Here is a 20,221-nt window from a genome sequence, read left to right as displayed (position 1 = left end):
ACACAAACAAAAAAAGCCGGTAATCCGCAACCGGCTTTAGTTTATTGAGAAATTTGTAGTTTATTTTTAAATTCGTTCCAAATGGCGTCGAATGATGCGGACTCCCTACCAAATTCTGTTAACGGCATTCTTACCCCTCCGGTATTAATCCCTATTTTCTTTAAAGCATATTTAATAGGGACTGGGTTTGGCGCGGAGAATATTGCTTGAAATAATGGAAGGAGCGTACGGTGCATTTCTGCCGCATTGTTCGTGTCACCTAACTTGAATGCACTCATCATTTGTTGCATTTGTGAACCGACAATATGGGATGCAACCGAAATGACTCCATCACCACCAATCGATAATACTGGTAATGTGAGGGCATCATCTCCACTGTATACTTTGAATCCCTTATCGGTGCCAGAGATGATATTTGATATCTGATCAAGGCTTCCGCTTGCTTCTTTTACAGCTCGGATGTTCTTGATCTTTGATAGCTCGATAACCGTTTCTGACTGCATATTTACTGCCGATCTTCCGGGGATATTATAAAGCATGATTGGAAGGTTCGTTTCACCCGCGATATGGGAAAAGTGTGCAATAATCCCCTTCTGGTCAGGCTTATTGTAATAAGGCGTGACAAGCATTATGCCGTCTGCTCCCAAAGTTTCGGCCTGCCTCGTCAACTGACGGTTTCCGCAGTATTGAATGTTCCCGTACCTGCAATAACAGGTATTCTCTTGTTTACGATTTCGATTGCGTATTTAAATAGATTTGATTTTTCTTCATGATTAAGAGTGGGCGACTCCCCTGTTGTACCACATACAATCAGGGAATCTGTCCCAGTTGCTATAAGATGTTCAATTAGGGTCTCTGTCAAGTCATAATCGATGTATCCTGTTTCGGAAAAAGGTGTGACCATTGCCGTTCCTATATATCCAAGATCCATACAGATCATTCCTTTTCGTAGCTTACTCTTGATGCAACTCACTGATAACCAAGGAACAAGAAAACCTTTACTTAACTAGTTCCTCTGCGATTTGTATTGAATTCAAAGCTGCTCCTTTAAGCAAATTGTCAGCAACAATCCAAAGATGGAATCCGTTTGGATGATTTGGGTCTTTTCGAATTCGACCAACAAAAACCTCATCTTTCCCTTCTGAATATAAAGGCATTGGATAGACTTGCGAAGATGGGTCATCTTGCAAGACAACACCGGATGCACTCTCAATTGCTGAGCGGATATCTTCCACAGTTGTATTCAAATCCGTTTCGATATAGACAGACTCGGAATGTCCCGTGACAACAGGTAGACGGACACAAGTTGCAGAGACAGCTAATTTTTGGTCCTCAAATATCTTTTTAGTTTCGTTCATCATTTTAAGTTCTTCCAACGTATAGCCTGAATCATCGAATAGATCGATTTGAGGAATCGCATTAAAAGCAATTGGGAAATGACGGTCAGCGGAAGCTGAAGGAAGTATTTCAGCCTTGATACTTGACCGGCCTTCGAATTGTTTACTTTGTTCCCCCAACTCGTCTATCGCTTCAGAACCTGCTCCAGATACAGCCTGGTATGTCGATACGATAATCCGGCTGATACCGAACTTTTCCTTCACTGGTTGAAGTGCCGCAACCATTTGGATTGTTGAGCAATTTGGATTCGCGATAATTCCATTATGCCCCTTCAATGCAGATGGATTTACTTCTGGAACAACTAATGGCACATCTTCATCCATCCTGAATGCACTTGTGTTATCTATGACAACAGCCCCTCTTTTAACGGCCTCATGTGCAAATTTTCGGGAGATGGATCCCCCGGCGCTAAAGAAGGCGATATCAATCCCTTCAAAAGATTCGGGGACAGTTTCTTCTACGATGTATGTTTGCCCACCAACGGAAATCTCTGTTCCCGCAGAACGTTTCGAGGCAAGCATTTTAATGGTTTTTGCCGGAAACTTGCGCTCTATAAGCTTTTCAAGTATTTTCGAACCGACCGCTCCAGTTGCTCCGACAATTGCCACATTTAGATTTTCATTCTTCATTTCTGTCTCCCTTTCATTACAAATAGTAATTCTCTTGAATAAATATACAAGAGTTCATTGGGGAAATTATATCATATACATTAATAATCTGCTTTGGATTATTTTTCATGAATGATCAAGAGAGGTTGAAGTTGCTTATGCTCAAGTGCTGCAGCAGCCGCAGGTACCATTTTTGTGAAGTCGGAGATAAGGGAGTTTGGTTTTTTGTACGGGTCATCCTGTCCGAAAGGGATGAAATACACATTTTTCGTGTTAAGAAGTTTCATAACGTTATATCCGTTCAAGCCTAATGCATCATTTGTTGAGATACCAAGTAAAACCGGACTACCATTTCGTAAAGTAGCTTTTGCCGCCATTAAAACAGGCGAATCCGTTGCGGCATTCGCAAATTTACTCATGGAATTTCCAGTCATCGGAGCGATAATCATAATATCTACTGGAGAAGTCGGGCCAAATGGCTCAGCACCTACAATTGTTGAAATAACTTTCTCTCCAGTTGCATCCTCAATCCTTTTTATCCATTCTTCACCTGTACCGAACCTTGTCGCTGCCGTCAGTACTGAATGGGTAATTACCGGCACTACAGTCGCCCCATTTTCTTGCAATTCACTAATCACAGGTAGTATTTGGTCATACGTGCAATGTGATGCCGTTATACCAAGGCCAATCCTTTTACCTTGTAGCATCTATTTTCCCCTTTCATCTACTATTCATCCTCAGTAGTGCATCAGCAAGTGCTTTTGCCGCATCAACCGGAAAATGCTTACCGGGTAATCCGAGGTGTATTGTATAGTATTCAACAGGGTCATTGTCCTTTAGGCAGCCCGGTGCCGAAGCCAAGTCAAAAATGCGGATTTCGGCATTTTCGCTGGCCCGCAACCATTTAGCTGGGATTGTATTAATGAAGTTCCCCTGCAAATTCACATCACCCGGTGTTAATGGTAATGTATTATAACCAATAGCAGAGGCTTCACCTAATTGGTCTTGGGAACGAGCCAAAATTGTTACTGATGCCCCCAGTGAAAAGAGAACATCGGCTGTCATTTTCGCTACCTTCCCAAAACCTGCAATATAAAAATGGTCACCCGATATTCGGCGTTTGGTTGAAGAGTAGTATTCGATTAAAAATCCTTCCGCCGTTAACCTCGCATTCTCCCAAACGTATTCAACTTCTTTCAGATAAGGTTTTACAGTAATTCCCGCTTTACTGAAATGTTTTAGCCAATCTTCTGTAGCCACTCCAGGATAAAGAATGGTTCCCTCATTGATTTTATCCACTGGAATGGTACCTTCCATTTGAAGAACCGGAAAAACTATATGGGTAGGTGCGAACTTCTCAAGCGCATTAGATAACTCGTTTGTATACGCATTTCCATTATGATGATACGTTTCAGCACCCAATTCCTTCATAATTCTACAACATTCCGATAATCGCTTATCCGTTCCGATGAACAGCCATTTTCCGTCAATTGTCGTCAATGTCAAAATCCCCCATACTATGTGTTTTCCCGAAAAGGATACGATGTTCACCTATCAAAACAATTTCACTCCATGGAATAAATTCCGATGATTCCTGTTCCCGATTTCGAAATGGGAAACGACCGAATTTCTTCTTCACTTCAAAACCAATGATTTCACCAGTTTTCCGATTAAAAATTAAATCCGTATCTGCAAGAAACCCATAACGGATTCCTTCCTCTACTTGGATAAGCTCTTTTTGTGCCATTTCTGAGAGCAGCATATCCTTCCCCCTTTTTTACAGTCCTTCTTCATCATATGATTCAAAAAGGCAAAGCTGCACTTTTTGGTGCGATAATGGAAATGGCCCGTTTATCGGTGAACGTCTCGTACGCTATTTGATTAACATCAGTTATCTTCACGCTGTCAATTATACTTTGAACTTCATCTATTCCCTTATGCTCGTTAAGGACTAATTCATTCTTTCCATTCCGATGCATTCTCGATTCTGTACTTTCGAGGCCAAGCAAAATGGTAGCTTTTAATTGTTCCTTCGCATTAGACAACTCCAATTCAGTCACACCTTCAGATTTTATCTGAGCAGTGATTCTATCCATAGTAACGACCATATTCTCCAATTGTTCAGGACTCGTTCCGCCATAAATTACGAATGAGCCTGCCATCGTATAGGATGAATAATAGGAGAAGACAGAATACGCAAGTCCTTGTTCTTCACGGATCTCTTGGAATAAACGCGATGACATTGTGCCGCCAACAATACTATCAAGGAGGATCAAATCATGCAGTCTCTTTTCGTTCAGGGCCAAACCAGGATAACCGATACATATATGAGCTTGTTCAATTTCTTTATGTTTTGTCGTCAATCCACTTTTAAAGATGGGTTGCACGTCTGATATCGAATCTATCCCCTTCGCATTCCCGCTAAATGCCCCAAACTTGCTTTCAATGAAATCCACTAACTTTTCATCATAATTACCTGCAATTGAAATGACAATATTTTCGGGAGTATAAAGACGAGACATATAATCATCTATCATTTTCCGATTGAATTTGCCTAATGTATCTTTCACTCCGCCGATGGATCGGCCAATTGGATGATTGGGATACATGACAGACCAAAGTCTTTCATCGACATCGTCATCCGGTGTATCTTCTACAGATGCAATTTCATCCAAAATAACTGACTTTTCCTTTTCAATTTCAGTTTCATCAAAAACAGAATGGAAGAACATATCTACAAGTATTTCCATCGCTTTCTCTGCATGATAGTCAAGAACTGTTGTATAAAAACAGGTCATCTCTTTCGATGTATAGGCATTTATATCACCGCCAATACGATCAAATTGCTCCGCAATCGCTTTTGCGCTTCGGTTGGTAGTACCTTTGAAAAGCATATGTTCAATGAAGTGAGATAGGCCCCACTCGGCTTTGTTTTCATCCAAAGAACCAGCCTTAACCCATATACCGATTGCGACTGAACGAGTGTATGGCATCTTTTCATGAACGATCCTTACGCCATTCGCACATATTGTTTTTTTCATTAAAATGATTCCCCGTTTTTCTACTCCGATTAAATTTTATATAAGAATGAACAAAAAGCCTCCATCTTTACGTCATCGTAAAAGAGGGGCTTTCTATTTTTATGACTAAATTCACTTTTTATATTATTCTTTTCCTTCTTTTTCTGCAGCTTCCTTTTGCTCCTTAAGAACAATCTTTCTTGACAGGTTTACGCGGCCTTGGTTGTCAATTTCGATGACCTTTACAAGAAGTTCATCTCCCATTTTCAATACATCCTCAACAGCCTTCGTGCGTTCTTCTTGGATTTCCGAGATGTGAAGAAGACCATCTTTACCAGGGAATATCTCAAGGAATGCTCCGAATTTCTCAATTCTTTTCACTTTCCCTAAATAATATTCTCCAACTTTTGCTTCGCGAACAATATTTTCAATCATTGTTTTCGCCTTTTCATTCATATCGGATTCAGGGGATGAAATGTAGATTGTACCGTCTTGTTCAGTGTCAATCTTAACATTAGTTTCTTCAATGATCTTATTGATCACTTTTCCACCTGGTCCAATTACATCTCGAATTTTATCCGGATTAATGCGAATCATAATGATTTTCGGTGCATATCTCGAAAGTTCCTCGCGTGATGTGGAAATCGTTGAAAGCATATGATCAAGGATTTTCATCCGGCCAATCTTCGCTTGAACCAATGATTCCTCTAAAATTTGTCGGGATAATCCTTCGATTTTAATGTCCATTTGTAATGCTGTAATTCCTTTTTCAGTACCTGCAACTTTGAAGTCCATATCACCTAAATGGTCTTCCATGCCTTGAATGTCAGATAGGATTGAATAGTTATCCCCTTTTTTCACAAGCCCCATTGCAATACCAGCAACTGGCGCTTTAATCGGGATACCTGCATCCATCATCGCCATAGTTGACGCGCAGATCGAAGCTTGGGATGAAGACCCATTGGATTCAAGTACTTCTGCTACGAGACGGATTGTGTAAGGGAATTCTTTCTCATCCGGAATAATCGCTTCAAGAGCACGTTCTCCTAATGCTCCGTGACCGATTTCACGACGGCCAGGTCCACGGATAGGACCCGTTTCCCCTACGCTGAAGTTCGGGAAGTTGTAATGGTGCATAAAGCGTTTTGATTCCTCTAAGCCAAGTCCATCAATGATTTGAACTTCACCAAGTGCGCCAAGTGTACATACGCTAAGTGCTTGAGTTTGTCCACGTGTGAACAAGCCTGAGCCATGTGTACGCTGTAAGATACCGACTTCAGATGCCAGCGGGCGGATTTCATCCAGACCACGGCCATCCGGGCGGACCTTTTCATCAGTGATGAGTCTGCGGACCTCATTTTTAACAAGGTGATCCAAGATGTTTTTTACTTGTTTGAGCGTATCATCGTTCGCTTCTTCACTCTTATAATGTTCCATCACTTCGTTTTTCACTGTATTTATCGCATCTTCACGGGCATGCTTCTCTTCCGTTTGGATTGCATTGATAAGATTAGTCTCACATTTGTCTTTCACTTCAGCAAGTATTGCTTCGTCAAGCTCGAACAAAGTGATTTCCATTTTTTCCTTACCGACTTCCGCGATAATCTTCTCTTGGAATTCAATCAGCTTTATAATCTGCTCGTGACCGAACATAATTGCTTCCAGAATAACATCTTCTGCAACTTCTTTGGCACCGGCTTCAACCATATTGATGGCATCCTTAGTTCCGGCAACTACAAGATCCAACTCACTTGCATTTAGTTGTTCTGGAGTCGGGTTGACGATGAATTCACCATTAATACGTCCGATTTGAACACCTGCAATCGGGCCTTCGAACGGGATGTCAGAAACGGATAATGCAAGGGATGAGCCAAGCATAGCAGCCATTTCGGATGAGCAATTCTGATCAACTGACATGACGAGCGAAATGACTTGTACATCATTACGGAAGCCGTCTGCGAATAATGGGCGGATTGGGCGGTCAATTAGTCGGCTAGTTAAAACCGCTTTCTCTGATGGACGTCCTTCACGTTTGATGAAGCCTCCAGGAATTTTACCGACTGCGTATAGTCTTTCCTCGTAGTTTACAGTTAACGGAAAGAAATCAAGCGCTTTCGGTGTTTTAGATGTTGTAGCTGTCGACAATACCGTTGTATCACCGTATCTTACAAGTACTGCACCATTTGCCTGTTTTGCAAGCTGTCCAGTTTCAATGGTCAGTTGCCTCCCAGCCCAATCAAATGTGTAAACTTTTTTCTGTTCTGTCATTATGGTACTCCTCTCTAATTCAAGCATGGACATCATACGTAGTATGTATTAACTAGTAGTGTATCAAAAAGACGGATATATGTAAACAAAAGCGAAGGGCGCCTGCTGAGTCCCGAAAAGCGCTGGAAGAAATACCGGAAAGGCGCCCTTTGCCTTTTTGGTATTTCTGAAGCGACTCGAGGGACTGGCGCCCGGAGTCTGGCCGGAAACACGCTATTTTACAGGTATATTCATACTAAGATTTCATAATTTCTAAAGCATAAAAAAAAGCGGGCAAGGCCCGCTTTCGTATACATCTTATTAACGGCGAAGGCCGAGTTTAGCAATAAGATCACGGTAACGTTGAACATCAGTTTCACGCAAATACTTTAGAAGTCTTTTACGCGTACCGACCATTTTAAATAGACCGCGACGTGAGTGGTGGTCTTTGTTATGCACTTTAAAGTGGTTGTTCAAGTTGTTGATCTCTTCAGTAAGGATAGCGATCTGAACTACTGCAGACCCTGTATCGTTTTCATGAATTTTGAACTCATTGATCAATTCATTTTTACGCTCTTGTGTAATAGCCATCCTTTTCACCTCCTATTGATTAAAGTAAAATAAAATATCCCCAATCCCGAGCATTCGTTGGTGATTCGAAATGCCAAGGAAAGGTTTGTGCTGTGGCACTGATTTATCATAACATATGTGAAAATCATATACAACAAATATATACATGCATCAGTTGCTTTACGTTTCGGGCGGACGCTTTCCACGGGCGTCGCCTCAGCCTCCTCACTTCGCTACGCTTCGTTGCGGGGTCTTCTGCTGACGCTTTTCCCGTAGGAGTCGCCGCCCTTCACTTCAAGCAACGGAAATGGCCAGGTACTGGCCAGGTACTAATTATAAGTTCCTGCCAAGCAGTTCCTTCGCAGTTTCCTTATCCATGCTGATTTGCTCAACTAATTCGTCAACTGAGCCGAATTTCTTTTCGTCTCTGATGCGGGCGATCCAGTCTACTGAGACTTCTTTTCCGTATAGATCTCCAGTAAAGTCGAGGAGGTGCACTTCGACGCTTGTCTTACTGACAGATGGGTCGTGGAAGGTTGGTTTGACTCCAACGTTGCATACCCCATCGTAGATTTGATCGGCAAGCGAGAATTTAACTGCGTATACTCCGTTGGAAGGGATTATTAGCTCGTCATCAGGCAAGACGTTGGCTGTTGGAAATCCAAGTAGTCTCCCTCTTTTCTCACCATCGACAACTGTCCCTACAGTACGGAATGATCTTCCCAATAATGTAGCTGTCTTTTCGACATCGCCTTCTGAAAGAAGTTTACGTATTAATGTTGAGGAAACCTTTTCGTCTGAGTCTGTCACTTTCTCAATGACTGATGTGCTGTAATCCCCATTCGATAGCGCATCCATTTGTGCCATTGTACCGGCACCTTTGGAACCGAACGTGAAATCGAATCCAGCTGTTACATGTTTAACTCCCAAGCCTTTTATGAAAATTTCTATGAATTGCTCGGGTGAAAGTGAGGAAAGTGGCTGATCGAATTTCACGATGAACAAGGCATCGATTCCCATTTCTTCAATATATTGAGATTTTAAAGGATATTGGGTAATGTAGCCAACTTTATTCTCTCCATCACCGAAAAGATGTGAAGGATGTGGATCAAACGTCATTACTGCAGATTTGATACCAAGTTGTTCTGCTTTTTTCTTTGCCTCTTCAATTACAGCTTGATGGCCTTTATGCAACCCATCAAAAAAACCGATTGCTAGTGAAAAGGGCCCTATATCATCGATTGTCTTATGTTGTGGATATTGCAAATGATAGATTTCCATGTCTTTCTCCCTACCTGTTAAATGGAAACATTTTCTCTGGTTTCATTAATCCTTTTTTTTCTGGATGGTGACGATAGACTGCCACCGCTTTTGAATTTTTAGTGAAAACGATTTGTTCGTGATTCTCAAGTAATGGATGACTATGTAAAACTTGTCCATTCATAATCTTATCATATAATTCATCATCCAGTTCCTCAAATACGAATTCTCCAAGTGCATCTTCGAGCGGTCGCACATACGTACTAAGATTGCCACTATCTTTCAATTCCTCAACCTCTCGAAGTGTCAAGCAATCCTGCTGCCTAAACTTACCGGAAGAGGTTCGGACTAACTTTGCCATATGTGCTGGGTAACCGAGGATTTCACCAATTTGAACGGATAACGTTCTAATATATGTACCTTTTCCGCAATTAACACGAATTGTAAAAAGGATTTCTTCACCTTCGAATAAATCACGATCATCAAGTAATTCTATTTCATAGATAGTTACTTTCCGTTCAGGGCGTTCTACCTCAACCCCTTTTCGGGCATACTCGTACAGTCTTTTCCCATTTACCTTTACAGCTGAATACATGGGTGGTATCTGTATAATTTCTCCGGTCAACTTTGAAAGAGCTTGAAGAATTTCTTCTCTTTTAATCTTTTTGGGTGAATCATCGAGCTTTATGACTTCCCCATCTGAATCTTCCGTTTCAGTAGCACTCCCTATTGAAACCGTAGCAACATACTCTTTCCCGGAGTCAGTTACATATTCGGCCACCTTCGTCGCTTGACCAAGGCAAATCGGCAATACACCTTCCACATTTGGATCTAATGTTCCCGTATGTCCAACTCTTTTCATGCCTAAAATTTTTCTAAGCTTAAACACGCAATCATGCGAGGTCATCCCTTTTTCTTTCCATAAAGGAAGAATCCCATCCATTTATATCCTCCTAAAAAAGAAAGAAGCCGGAAAGTCCTTTTGGACACCGACTTCCTCCGTTTTGTTATTCTTCGCCTTTATTAACCTGGCGTAACAATGATTCAATACGATTTCCGTATTCAACAGAATCATCAAATGCAAAATCTATCTCCGGTGTTTTTCGGAGTCTAATCCGTTGGCCAATTTCGGTACGGATAAATCCTTTTGCTTTTGTCAGACCTGCAAGGGTTGCTTCTTTTTCCGAATCATTTCCCAATACTGAAATGAAGATCGTAGCTTGCTGAAGATCGCCCGTCACTTCGACGTCCGTTACCGTGACAAAGCCAATGCGAGGATCTTTCAATTTTTGGCCAATAATTCCGCCTAATTCCTTTTTCATCTGTTCAGCGACACGATTCGCACGCATAGACATGGATGGTCACCCCGATTCCGCATCAATAATAGTCAAATAGTTGTTCTGTCATTTCCCATTCTGGATTCGATTCTAAAAAACGAATGGCTCTTCTTGTCTCTCCCTCAGCCGCCTCTTTTGAAGAAGCGACTGAAACGAGAGCAATCGTTGTTCTTTGCCAAAGATCTTGGTGATCGATTTCCGCAACGGAAACATTAAATTCATTTTTAACTCGATCCGTCATTCTTTTTAATACGGATCTTTTTCTTTCAACGAATGGACATCGGGAATAAAGAATGTACACTCAGCATAGACAATCATGCCCGTTTAATTTCCTCCATTACAAAGGCTTCGAAAATGTCGCCTTCTTTAATATCATTGAAGTTCTTAACGGTAATTCCGCATTCATAGCCTTTTGCTACTTCTTTAACATCGTCTTTGAAACGTTTCAAAGTATCTAACTCACCTTCAAAGATGACGATATTATCACGTAGTACGCGGACACCGGCATCACGTGTAATTTTCCCTTCTGTAACATAACTACCTGCGATTGTTCCGATTTTCGTGACTTTGAATGTTTCACGAACTTCGGCCTGACCGATTACTTTTTCCTGATATTCAGGATCCAATAATCCCTTCATCGCAAATTCAATTTCCTCAATTACTTTATAGATAACACGGTGTAAACGAATATCGACGCCCTCTTCTTCAGCTGCACGCTTAGCATTGACATCCGGACGCACATTAAATCCAATGACAATCGCGTTTGATGCTGCCGCAAGAGAAATATCCGATTCATTAATCGCACCCGCACCAGTATGGATGATCTTAACGTTTACGCCCTCAACTTCAATTTTCATCAGGGAAGCAGCCATTGCTTCAACTGTACCTTGAACATCGGCTTTTACGATAAGATTCAATTCTTTCATTTCGCCTTGCTTCATTTGTTCGAATAAATTATCAAGAGTAACACGTGTTTTTTCAACACGTTGTTCTTGTAAGGCTTCCCCTGCTCGGGATTCACCAATTTGACGTGCAGTCTTCTCATCCTCGAAGACAACAAAGCGGTCACCTGCTTGCGGAACATCACTCAAACCTGTTATTTCAACAGGAGTTGATGGACCAGCTTCCTTTACACGACGTCCTAAATCATTGATCATTGCACGTACTTTACCGAATGTGTTCCCGACAACAATAGGATCTCCAATACGAAGTGTCCCGTCTTGAACTAACAATGTTGCTACGGATCCTCGACCACGGTCAAGCTGTGCCTCAATGACAGTACCCCGAGCACGAATGTTTTTGCTCGCTTTCAATTCTCCTACTTCAGCGACTAATAAAACCATTTCGAGCAATTGATTGATTCCTTCACCTTTCAATGCGGAAATCGGTACAAAGATTGTGTCTCCGCCCATGCTTCGGCTAAAAGACCATGTTCCGTCAACTCTTGCATCACACGATCAGGATTTGCAGATGGTTTATCCATCTTGTTGACAGCTACAATGATTGGTACTTCAGCAGCTTTCGCATGGTTTATCGCTTCTATTGTCTGCGGCATTACACCGTCATCAGCTGCTACGACAAGTATCGTAATATCGGTAACTTTTGCCCCACGTGCACGCATTGTTGTAAATGCAGCATGCCCTGGTGTATCAAGGAAGGTAATTTTCTTTCCTTCAACTTCAACCTGGTAAGCTCCGATATGTTGGGTGATACCGCCTGCTTCACCTTGAGTTACTTTTGTATCTCTGATTGAATCCAGTAGGGTTGTTTTACCGTGGTCGACGTGACCCATTATCGTTACGACTGGTGGTCGTTCAGTTTGAGTTTCCTCAACGACTTCATCTTCCTCGAAGTAAATCTCGAGATCCGTTACATCAATTCGAATTTCTTCTTCTACTTCAACGCCGTAATCAGCACAGATCAGCTCGATTGCATCCTTATCCAATTCTTGGTTAATGGTTGCCATAACACCAAGCATGAATAGTTTTTTGATGATTTCAGAAGGCTCCCGGCCTAGCTTGTTAGCAAGTTCACCAACAGAAAGGGATTCATAGAAAGTAATCTTTTCTGGTAGTGGTTTTTCCACTTTAGGCATTGGGGCTGGACGATGTCTTCTGCGACCTTGGTTTATGCCACGAGCTGGTGGTCTTCCACCACGTCCAGCTGGACGTCCGCCGCCTCCTTGGCCTTGGCGTTGTTGACCTTGTTGACCTTGTTGGCCTTGTTGGCCTTGTGCAGGGCGGTTGCCACCTTGCGTTCCTTGGCCTTGACGTTGTTGACCTGTAGCGGGACGGTTGCCACCTTGTGCCCCTGTACTTGGACGCTGTTGACCTGTTGCATTACGGTTACCGCTTTGTGTCCCTTGTCCTTGGCGTTGTTGACCTGTAGGACGGTTGCCGCCTTGCGACCCCTGACCTTGGCGTTGTTGTCCTTGTGCTGGACGGTTGCCACCTTGTGATCCTTGACCTTGTTGACCTGTAGGACGGTTACCGCCTTGTGATCCTTGACCTTGTTGACCTGTAGGACGGTTGCCACCTTGTGATCCTTGACCTTGGCGTTGTTGCCCTTGTACTGGACGGTTGCCGCCTTGTGAACTTTGACTTGGTCGCTGTTGACCTTGTGCTGGACGATTGCCGCCTTGTGAACTTTGACTTGGTCGCTGTTGACCTTGTGCCGCAGGACTGTCGCCTCTTCTTTGCTTATCTTGCGCATTACTTGCAGGACGTGAAGATTGCTTATGATCCTGTCCAGCCGACTTATCTGACGGTGTTGATCCACCCTTACCAAATCGTTGGTCCAATTTAGATGTAGCATCTCTATCCAACATAGACATGTGGTTAGTTACATTCACATTTAATTTTCCAAGCTCCTCGATGACTTCCTTACTCGTCCGATTCACTTTTTTCGCGTATTCGTGTACACGTATCTTCGTCATTAGCCCACCCCCGGTTATATTCGTTGAGGAGCCCGGACAATTTTCCGGCAAAACCGGTATCCGTTAACGCGAGTACGACCCGCGACTCTTTTCCGATTGCATGGCCGAGTGCTTCTCTACTCCCGAACACATGCTTCTCAACGTTATAAAAATCACATTTATCATTTATTTTCTTCAATGTATTCTTTGAAGCATCTTCAGAAACAATCACGATGCGTGCGTTCCCTGATCGTACTTCTTTTATGACGAGTTCTTCGCCTGTAATCAGTTTCCTGGCCCTTGCTGCCATCCCTAACAATTGGAATATTTCTTTAGGATGATTCATTTCAAAGCCTCACGACGGATTGCATGAAGAAGATCTTCGTATACTTCCTCCGGCACTGATGCTCCAAGCTGGTTTTCAATCGACCTGTTGCGCTTGGCTGTTTCGACAGCTGCTTCAGTTTTCGATACGTATGTACCACGTCCCGATTTTTTGCCTGTCAGATCGACTGAAACATCCCCTTCTTTCGTGCGGACAATGCGGATCATTTCTTTCTTAGGTAACATCTCGCCTGTCGCAGCACATTTACGCAAAGGGAGTTTCTTCTTGCTTGTCATGGGCAATCATCCTTTCAACTCAATTGTTTTCGTCAGTTTCTGAATATAAATCGATCTTTTCGTATTCAGATTCCTTTTCGGAGTCATTGTCGAAATACGGATCTTCCATATATTCATCTTTTCCATTTTCGGTTACGTCATATACATCTTCTGCGAAAGGACCTTCATTTGACGCTGCAGGAGGATAAATGCCCAACTCTCTTGCGTCTGTCTCGCTTTTAATATCAATTTTCCACCCAGTCAATTTGGCAGCGAGTCTGGCGTTTTGACCACGTTTACCAATTGCCAAAGATAGCTGATAGTCCGGAACTACAACCCTTGTCGATCTATCTTCTTCGTTCACTTGCACATCTAATACTTTTGATGGGCTTAACGCATTCGCAACAAACAAGACCGGATCTTCAGACCATTCCACGATATCAATCTTCTCACCGTTGAGTTCATTCGAAATGGATTGGACCCTTGCACCGCGTGAACCTACACATGAACCAACCGGATCTACTTCGTCATTTGTCGTATGAACTGAAATTTTGGAACGGTCCCCCGCTTCCCTTGCAATCGATTTGATTTCAACTGTTCCGTCATAAATTTCCGGAACTTCCATTTCAAACAGCCTACGCAATAGGCCAGGATGTGTACGGGAAACAAATACTTGAGGCCCACGGGATGTACGCTCAACCTTTGTAATATACACTTTAATACGATCATGTGGTTGATAGGATTCCGTAGTGATCTGTTCCGTTGCTGGTAAGACCGCTTCCACTTTACCTAACCCGACATACAGGTTTCTTGCATCTAAGCGTTCAACGATACCATTGACAATGTCATCTTCGCGGTCTACGTACTCATCATAAATCAGACCACGTTCAGCTTCACGTACACGCTGGGTAACAACTTGTTTAGCCGTTTGTGCAGCGATTCGACCAAAGTCACGTGGAGTCACTTCTTCTTCAACGATATCTCCTAATTCATACGCGGGATTAATGGCCAAGGCATCCTCCAAAGCCATTTGAAGTCTTTCATCATCCACTTCTTCAACTACATCTTTGCGTGAGTAAACTTTCATAGTCCCTTTATCTAAGTTCAAATCGACCCGCACATTTTGAGCTTGGTTGAAATTCCGTTTATAAGCCGTTACAAGGGCGGCTTCAATTGCTTCAACAATTACATCTCTTGAGATACCTTTCTGTTTTTCAAGAGCTGTTAATGCATCGAGTAGATCACTACTCATAGTTAATCACTCCTATATTCAATTATGCGGAAAAGTCAATCGCCAATCTTGCGAAGGCAATTTTTTCGTTTTCAATCTTCACTTGCAATTTTCTGGTCTTAATCCGAATTTCCACTTCTGCGAATTCAGAACCATAGGAAAGCAAGTACCCTTCAAATTCCTTCATGCCATTGATCGGTTCATATGTCTTTATAAATACATACTGACCGACCGCCTTATGAAAGTCCTCTTCTTTTTTCAAAGGTCGTTCAGCACCCGGTGAAGATACTTCGAGGAAATAGTTTTGGTGATTGGATCGGTACGGTCCAGTTCTTCACTAAGCCTTTCGCTAACTTGTGCACATTGTTCAATATCGATATTCCCTTCAGGTGTATCAACATAAACCCGTAAAAACCAGTCTCTACCTTCTTTTACAAATTCAATATCTACCAATTCCAACTCGAGGTCGTTCACAATCGGACTGACGAGTTTTTGGACTTCCTCTGTAATTTTACTCATCAAAACCCTCCCGAAATTTGATTAAAATAGTTTAATACATACAGAACAACAGAAAAGAGCGGGAAACCCCACTCTTTTTCGCGCAAGACTTATAGCAAAAGTTGCTACAATTGTAGCATTTATAGGGCATCATTGCAAATAATGTGCCGTGCTAACCAATTTCGGCGTGGCCTAAGGTCAAAATAATGATAATTGATTCGAATCCGGCATGCCTTCCAAGCAACCTAATGAGTCCATATATTCAATGACGGTTTTAGATACCCTGCCTCGCTGCTGCAGGTCTTCTTTCGACAAGAAGATTCCATCCTTACGTGCCTCAACAATTGTTCTCGCTACGTTTGTACCAAGTGAAGGAATGGAGTCAAAGGAGGAATTAGTTTATTGTCCTCAATAATGAATACGGAAGCATCAGATTTATATAAATCAGGCTTCGCGAAAGAAAATCCGCGTTCTCCCATTTCCAATGCTATTTCAAGTACTGTCAATAAGTTCTTCTCTTTCGGGCTTGCCTCTAACCCTTTGTCATTGATTTCCTTAATTTTTGCACGCATTGAAGCTGTGCCTTTCGTCATTACTAAAAGATCATAGTCTGTTGCACGCACAGTGAAATAGGCTGCGTAATACATAATTGGATGGTGCACTTTAAAATATGCAATCCTTAACGCCATGAGAACATAGGCTGCCGCATGGGCCTTAGGAAACATATATTTTATTTTCTTACAAGAATCAATATACCAGCCGGGAACGTTATTCGCCTTCATCTCTGCTTCAAATTCCGGAGTCAATCCTTTTCCTTTACGAACAGATTCCATAATTTTAAAGGCAATTGACGGTTCCAATCCTTGATAAATAAGGTAAACCATTATATCGTCACGGCATCCGATAACATCCGACAATTGACAAATATTATTTTGGATCAATTCCTGTGCATTTCCAAGCCAGACATCCGTTCCATGCGATAGTCCCGAAATCTGGATAAGTTCCGAAAATGTGGAAGGTTTTGTCTCCTCTAACATCTGCCTAACAAATCGTGTACCGAACTCAGGAACACCTAATGTACCCGTCTTACAGTCAATCTGTTCTTCAGTAACGCCTAAAGATGAGGTTCCGCTGAAGAGTGCCATTACCCCTTCGTCATCTGGTGGAATCGTTTTCGGGTCGATACCGGAAAGGTCTTCCAGCATTTTGATCATCGTTGGATCATCATGCCCAAGTATATCAAGTTTCAATAAGTTATTATCGATTGAATGGAAGTCAAAATGTGTTGTTCGCCAGCTTGATGAAGTATCGTCAGCCGGGAATTGAATTGGTGAAAAGTCGAAAATCTCCATATTATCAGGTACAACGATGATTCCACCTGGATGTTGCCCTGTATTTCGTTTAACGCCAGTACATCCTTGAACCAACCTGTCAATTTCCGCCCCTCTTAAATGGAGATTATTATCATTCATATATCCCCGGACATACCCATATGCTGTTTTTTCAGCAACTGTACCGATTGTTCCGGCACGATAGACATAATCCTCTCCAAAGAGCTCCTTCGTATAGTTATGCGCATGCGCCTGGTACTCTCCACTAAAGTTCAAATCGATATCAGGGACTTTATCTCCGTTAAACCCAAGAAACGTTTCAAACGGGATATCTTGTCCATCTTTTTTAAACATTGTTCCGCAGGATGGACACGCTTTGTCCGGCAAGTCAAAACCAGAACCGACAGAACCATCGGAAAAGAATTCGGATACTTTACATGATGGACAAACGTAATGTGGCGGCATCGGGTTCACTTCGGTAATTTCCATCATCGTTGCAACGAGTGAAGAACCTACTGACCCACGTGAACCAACTATATACCCGTCGTCCAATGATCTTTTGACCAGCTTATGTGAAATCAGATAAATAACAGCGAAGCCGTTATCGATAATCGATTTCAATTCTTTTTCGATACGCGCTTCAATAATTTCGGGTAATTGTTCACCATAAATATGACGGGCCATCGAATAGGTAAGCTCCCGTACCTCTTCATCCGCCCCCTCAATCTCTGGGGTATAAAGGTCATCTTTGATAACTTTCACATCTCCGATTCGGTCGGCAATAGATTGCGGGTTATCAATGACAATTTGTTCAGCAGTTTCATTTCCTAAAAACGAAAAATGCTCGAGCATTTCATCGGTTGTCCTAAAATGCACTTCAGGTAATGAATGTCGATTCATCGGATTCGCGCCACCTTGTGATCGAACAAGTACTTGACGATACGTTGCATCCGTTTCATCTATATAGTGAACGTTCCCTGTAGCACAAACCGGGAGACTGAGCTTTTTTCCAAGTTTGATCATTTTACGCATTATATCTTCGAGATTCCATTCATCTCGTATAAGTTCTAACTCAATTAGATGCGAGTAAACCGGTTTTGGATGCAATTCAAGGTAATCATAAAAACGAGCAATTTCCTCTACTTCCTCCATCGATTTTTGCATTAAGCCTTCGAAGACTTCTCCTTTATCACATCCTGATCCAACTAATAAACCCTGTCGGTGTTTTATTAATAACGACCGTGGAATCCTTGGCACCCGATAAAAGTAGTCCATATGGGAAATCGAGACAAGTTTGAATAAATTCTTCAATCCTTCGTCATCGGTTGCAAGTAAAGTACAATGTGAAGGCCTCGACCTTTTATACGCATCCCCTTCCCCGATATTCTTATTGAAATCATCTAAGTAGACGATACCTTTCTCCGAAGCATCTTTCATTAGACGAATGAATAGATAAGCTGTCGCTTCCGTATCGTAGATCGCACGGTGATGCTGAGTCAGTTCGATATCGAATTTCTTCGCCAATGTATTCAATCTGTGATTTCGTAATTCAGGAAATAAAAATCGGGATAGTTCAAGTGTATCGATTGTTGGATAGTTCTTATCATGCAAATCAGCTTTTTTACTAGCCTCATAAAAGAAGCCCATATCAAAAGAGGCATTATGAGCGACTAAGATTGAATCACCGATAAATTCCTTGAAATCCCTGATGACTTCTGATACTTCTGGTGCATCTTTCACCATATCATCCGTAATGCCAGTTAGTTCTGTGGTTGTAGAAGATAGTGGATGATGCGGATTGGCAAAACGTTCAAATCTATCTTTTATTTCGCCATTTACTACTTTCACTGCTGCAAGTTCGATAATTGTGTCATACACAGCAGATAAGCCTGTTGTCTCTACGTCAAACACAACGTACGTATCATCTTCAAGTAAACGATGCTGTTCATCGTAAACAATTGGAACGCCATCATCTACAAGGTTTGCTTCTAAACCGAACAGTACTTTTATGCCATGTTTCTTACCCGCGGAATACGCTTCAGGAAATGATTGGACATTTGCATGATCCGTGATGGCAATTGCAGGATGACCCCATTTAGCTGCTTGAGCGACTAAATTCGATGCAGATGTTACGGCATCCATCTGACTCATATTCGTATGGGCGTGTAATTCAATACGCTTTCGATTCTCAGGTGCATTGTCCTTGCGGATAACTGGAGTGACTTCCATGATGTCTTGAGCCATCATAATAAGATCCTGACAAAGGTATCATTCTGAATGCTTCCTCGAGCACGAACCCAAGAACCCTTTTTCAATGTTTTCATAAGCTCCGCATCTTCATTATCTCTCGAAAACATTTTAACTAATATTGAGTCGGTATAATCGGTCACTTTGATGGTGATCAATGAGCGTCCACTTCTTAGTTCCCTGACTTCTGTATCGAAGACATATCCTTCGATTGTGACACGTCTTTCTTCATCTTGAATTGTCTGGATGCCAATAATAGGCTCATCTGGTTTAATAGGCACACCTAACACGAATGGCCTGTTTCCGGCATCGCCATTTTCTTTTTTGCTTGCTTCTAATTTTTGAAGGTTTGCTAATGCATTTCTTGCAAATGCTTCTTCCTCCGCTTCCTTCTGTGCAATAAAGGCTAAACGCTCCGCTTCGTTATTTTCAGCCCCTTCAGATATCGTAAATTCAATAGCCATTGTCGGGAAACCGAAAGACCCATAAACTTCCGAGATAAGAGGCCCGTATTTACTTTTCAACGTTTGTTGTTCGAAGTCGTTTGTGCACTCCAATCTCATCTTTTCACCAATCATAACTGGTTGCTGTCCAATGAGACGTTCACGGATTGGTGGAGACATATCTCTCATCTCTTCGATGACGTACGGCCAGTATCCGACTACATTATCGGGATTCCACTCTGGAGAGCTTGTACTTATTTTAAGGCGAATTGTGGCAATGGATTTAAAGGCTTCTTTTAATTTATGTTGGAATAGCTGAAAAACTTGCAAAGGCAATGTTTTTTCAAGTTGAATATTGAATTGCCAGATCCTTGATTTTCGATGGATGTCCACTCGTTCAAGTGTGGCATGTTGGAAGTGGATGATGGTTTGGTCATCAGACATTCCGATTTGTTGCAATAGAGTTAGCATTTTCACTTTAGCATCCATATGTAACCCCCCTGTTTTACAGTGAAAA

Annotated in this window: 13 protein-coding genes and 5 pseudogenes; all 18 read right to left on the bottom strand. The window is 42.1% G+C overall.

What is annotated here, in order from left to right; genetic code table 11:
- Window positions 1–41 precede the first annotated feature (41 nt).
- Window positions 42–931: pseudogene (gene dapA / locus QNH10_RS12080) on the bottom strand (4-hydroxy-tetrahydrodipicolinate synthase).
- Between the two features lie 67 nt (window positions 932–998).
- Window positions 999–2,027 (bottom strand): aspartate-semialdehyde dehydrogenase, encoded by a 1,029-nt coding sequence (locus tag QNH10_RS12075; RefSeq protein ID WP_283731755.1) that lies wholly within the window; start codon window positions 2,025–2,027, stop codon window positions 999–1,001.
- A gap of 98 nt (window positions 2,028–2,125) precedes the next feature.
- Entirely contained in the window at window positions 2,126–2,713 is a 588-nt protein-coding gene (locus QNH10_RS12070) for a dipicolinate synthase subunit B (RefSeq protein WP_283731754.1), read from the bottom strand.
- A 13-nt stretch (window positions 2,714–2,726) separates the two neighbouring features.
- Window positions 2,727–3,506, bottom strand: coding sequence for a hypothetical protein (locus QNH10_RS12065; RefSeq protein WP_283731753.1), 780 nt, complete (start codon window positions 3,504–3,506; stop codon window positions 2,727–2,729).
- Window positions 3,493–3,768: a YlmC/YmxH family sporulation protein gene (locus QNH10_RS12060; protein ID WP_283731752.1), complete on the bottom strand. Its 276-nt coding sequence runs from the start codon at window positions 3,766–3,768 to the stop codon at window positions 3,493–3,495. Before QNH10_RS12060 ends, QNH10_RS12065 begins: the two co-directional genes overlap by 14 nt.
- 40 nt (window positions 3,769–3,808) lie before the next feature.
- Window positions 3,809–5,047, bottom strand: coding sequence for a M16 family metallopeptidase (locus QNH10_RS12055; RefSeq protein WP_283731751.1), 1,239 nt, complete (start codon window positions 5,045–5,047; stop codon window positions 3,809–3,811).
- Window positions 5,048–5,170: 123 nt separating this feature from the next.
- Window positions 5,171–7,294 carry a polyribonucleotide nucleotidyltransferase gene (gene pnp, locus QNH10_RS12050; RefSeq protein ID WP_283731750.1) on the bottom strand — a complete coding sequence of 708 codons (2,124 nt, stop codon included), beginning with the start codon at window positions 7,292–7,294 and terminating at the stop codon, window positions 5,171–5,173.
- Between the two features lie 300 nt (window positions 7,295–7,594).
- On the bottom strand, window positions 7,595–7,864 hold the full coding sequence (rpsO, locus tag QNH10_RS12045) for a 30S ribosomal protein S15 (RefSeq protein WP_283731749.1): 270 nt from the start codon (window positions 7,862–7,864) through the stop codon (window positions 7,595–7,597).
- Between the two features lie 312 nt (window positions 7,865–8,176).
- Entirely contained in the window at window positions 8,177–9,124 is a 948-nt protein-coding gene (locus QNH10_RS12040; RefSeq protein ID WP_283731748.1) for a bifunctional riboflavin kinase/FAD synthetase, read from the bottom strand.
- Window positions 9,125–9,134: 10 nt separating this feature from the next.
- Window positions 9,135–10,046 carry a tRNA pseudouridine(55) synthase TruB gene (gene truB, locus QNH10_RS12035; protein WP_283731747.1) on the bottom strand — a complete coding sequence of 304 codons (912 nt, stop codon included), beginning with the start codon at window positions 10,044–10,046 and terminating at the stop codon, window positions 9,135–9,137.
- A 64-nt stretch (window positions 10,047–10,110) separates the two neighbouring features.
- The gene (rbfA, locus tag QNH10_RS12030; RefSeq protein WP_283731746.1) at window positions 10,111–10,458 is read right to left on the bottom strand and encodes a 30S ribosome-binding factor RbfA; all 348 of its coding nucleotides are present in this window, start codon (window positions 10,456–10,458) and stop codon (window positions 10,111–10,113) included.
- A 22-nt stretch (window positions 10,459–10,480) separates the two neighbouring features.
- A pseudogene (locus QNH10_RS12025) lies at window positions 10,481–10,758 on the bottom strand (DUF503 domain-containing protein).
- Window positions 10,755–13,375 (bottom strand): annotated as a pseudogene (gene infB / locus QNH10_RS12020) (translation initiation factor IF-2). Before infB ends, QNH10_RS12025 begins: the two co-directional pseudogenes overlap by 4 nt.
- Entirely contained in the window at window positions 13,323–13,700 is a 378-nt protein-coding gene (locus QNH10_RS12015; RefSeq protein ID WP_283731745.1) for a YlxQ family RNA-binding protein, read from the bottom strand. Before QNH10_RS12015 ends, infB begins: the two are co-directional and overlap by 53 nt.
- Window positions 13,697–13,975 carry an RNase P modulator RnpM gene (gene rnpM / locus QNH10_RS12010; protein ID WP_283731744.1) on the bottom strand — a complete coding sequence of 93 codons (279 nt, stop codon included), beginning with the start codon at window positions 13,973–13,975 and terminating at the stop codon, window positions 13,697–13,699. The genes QNH10_RS12015 and rnpM overlap by 4 nt, the downstream gene beginning before the upstream one ends.
- 19 nt (window positions 13,976–13,994) lie before the next feature.
- The gene (gene nusA / locus QNH10_RS12005) at window positions 13,995–15,206 is read right to left on the bottom strand and encodes a transcription termination factor NusA (RefSeq protein ID WP_283731743.1); all 1,212 of its coding nucleotides are present in this window, start codon (window positions 15,204–15,206) and stop codon (window positions 13,995–13,997) included.
- A gap of 22 nt (window positions 15,207–15,228) precedes the next feature.
- Window positions 15,229–15,704 (bottom strand): annotated as a pseudogene (gene rimP, locus QNH10_RS12000) (ribosome maturation factor RimP).
- A gap of 177 nt (window positions 15,705–15,881) precedes the next feature.
- Window positions 15,882–20,193 (bottom strand): annotated as a pseudogene (locus QNH10_RS11995) (PolC-type DNA polymerase III).
- Between the last annotated feature and the right edge of the window lie 28 nt (window positions 20,194–20,221).

It is taken from the genome of Sporosarcina thermotolerans (assembly GCF_030067815.1).
GTDB lineage: Bacteria > Bacillota > Bacilli > Bacillales_A > Planococcaceae > Sporosarcina > Sporosarcina thermotolerans.
The sequence above is the reverse complement of the archived record's forward strand: the minus strand, read 5'-3'. Positions and strand labels throughout refer to the sequence as shown.

Bases quoted from the DNA above. Each gene is read 5' to 3' on its own strand.
- QNH10_RS12075 (WP_283731755.1), bottom strand. From the start codon at position 2,027: ATGAAGAATGAAAATCTAAATGTGGCAATTGTCGGAGCAACTGGAGCG.
- QNH10_RS12070 (WP_283731754.1), bottom strand. From the start codon at position 2,713: ATGCTACAAGGTAAAAGGATTGGCCTTGGTATAACGGCATCACATTGC.
- QNH10_RS12060 (WP_283731752.1), bottom strand. From the start codon at position 3,768: ATGCTGCTCTCAGAAATGGCACAAAAAGAGCTTATCCAAGTAGAGGAA.
- QNH10_RS12055 (WP_283731751.1), bottom strand. From the start codon at position 5,047: ATGAAAAAAACAATATGTGCGAATGGCGTAAGGATCGTTCATGAAAAG.
- pnp (WP_283731750.1), bottom strand. From the start codon at position 7,294: ATGACAGAACAGAAAAAAGTTTACACATTTGATTGGGCTGGGAGGCAA.
- rpsO (WP_283731749.1), bottom strand. From the start codon at position 7,864: ATGGCTATTACACAAGAGCGTAAAAATGAATTGATCAATGAGTTCAAA.
- QNH10_RS12040 (WP_283731748.1), bottom strand. From the start codon at position 9,124: ATGGAAATCTATCATTTGCAATATCCACAACATAAGACAATCGATGAT.
- truB (WP_283731747.1), bottom strand. From the start codon at position 10,046: ATGGATGGGATTCTTCCTTTATGGAAAGAAAAAGGGATGACCTCGCAT.
- rbfA (WP_283731746.1), bottom strand. From the start codon at position 10,458: ATGTCTATGCGTGCGAATCGTGTCGCTGAACAGATGAAAAAGGAATTA.
- QNH10_RS12015 (WP_283731745.1), bottom strand. From the start codon at position 13,700: ATGAATCATCCTAAAGAAATATTCCAATTGTTAGGGATGGCAGCAAGG.
- rnpM (WP_283731744.1), bottom strand. From the start codon at position 13,975: ATGACAAGCAAGAAGAAACTCCCTTTGCGTAAATGTGCTGCGACAGGC.
- nusA (WP_283731743.1), bottom strand. From the start codon at position 15,206: ATGAGTAGTGATCTACTCGATGCATTAACAGCTCTTGAAAAACAGAAA.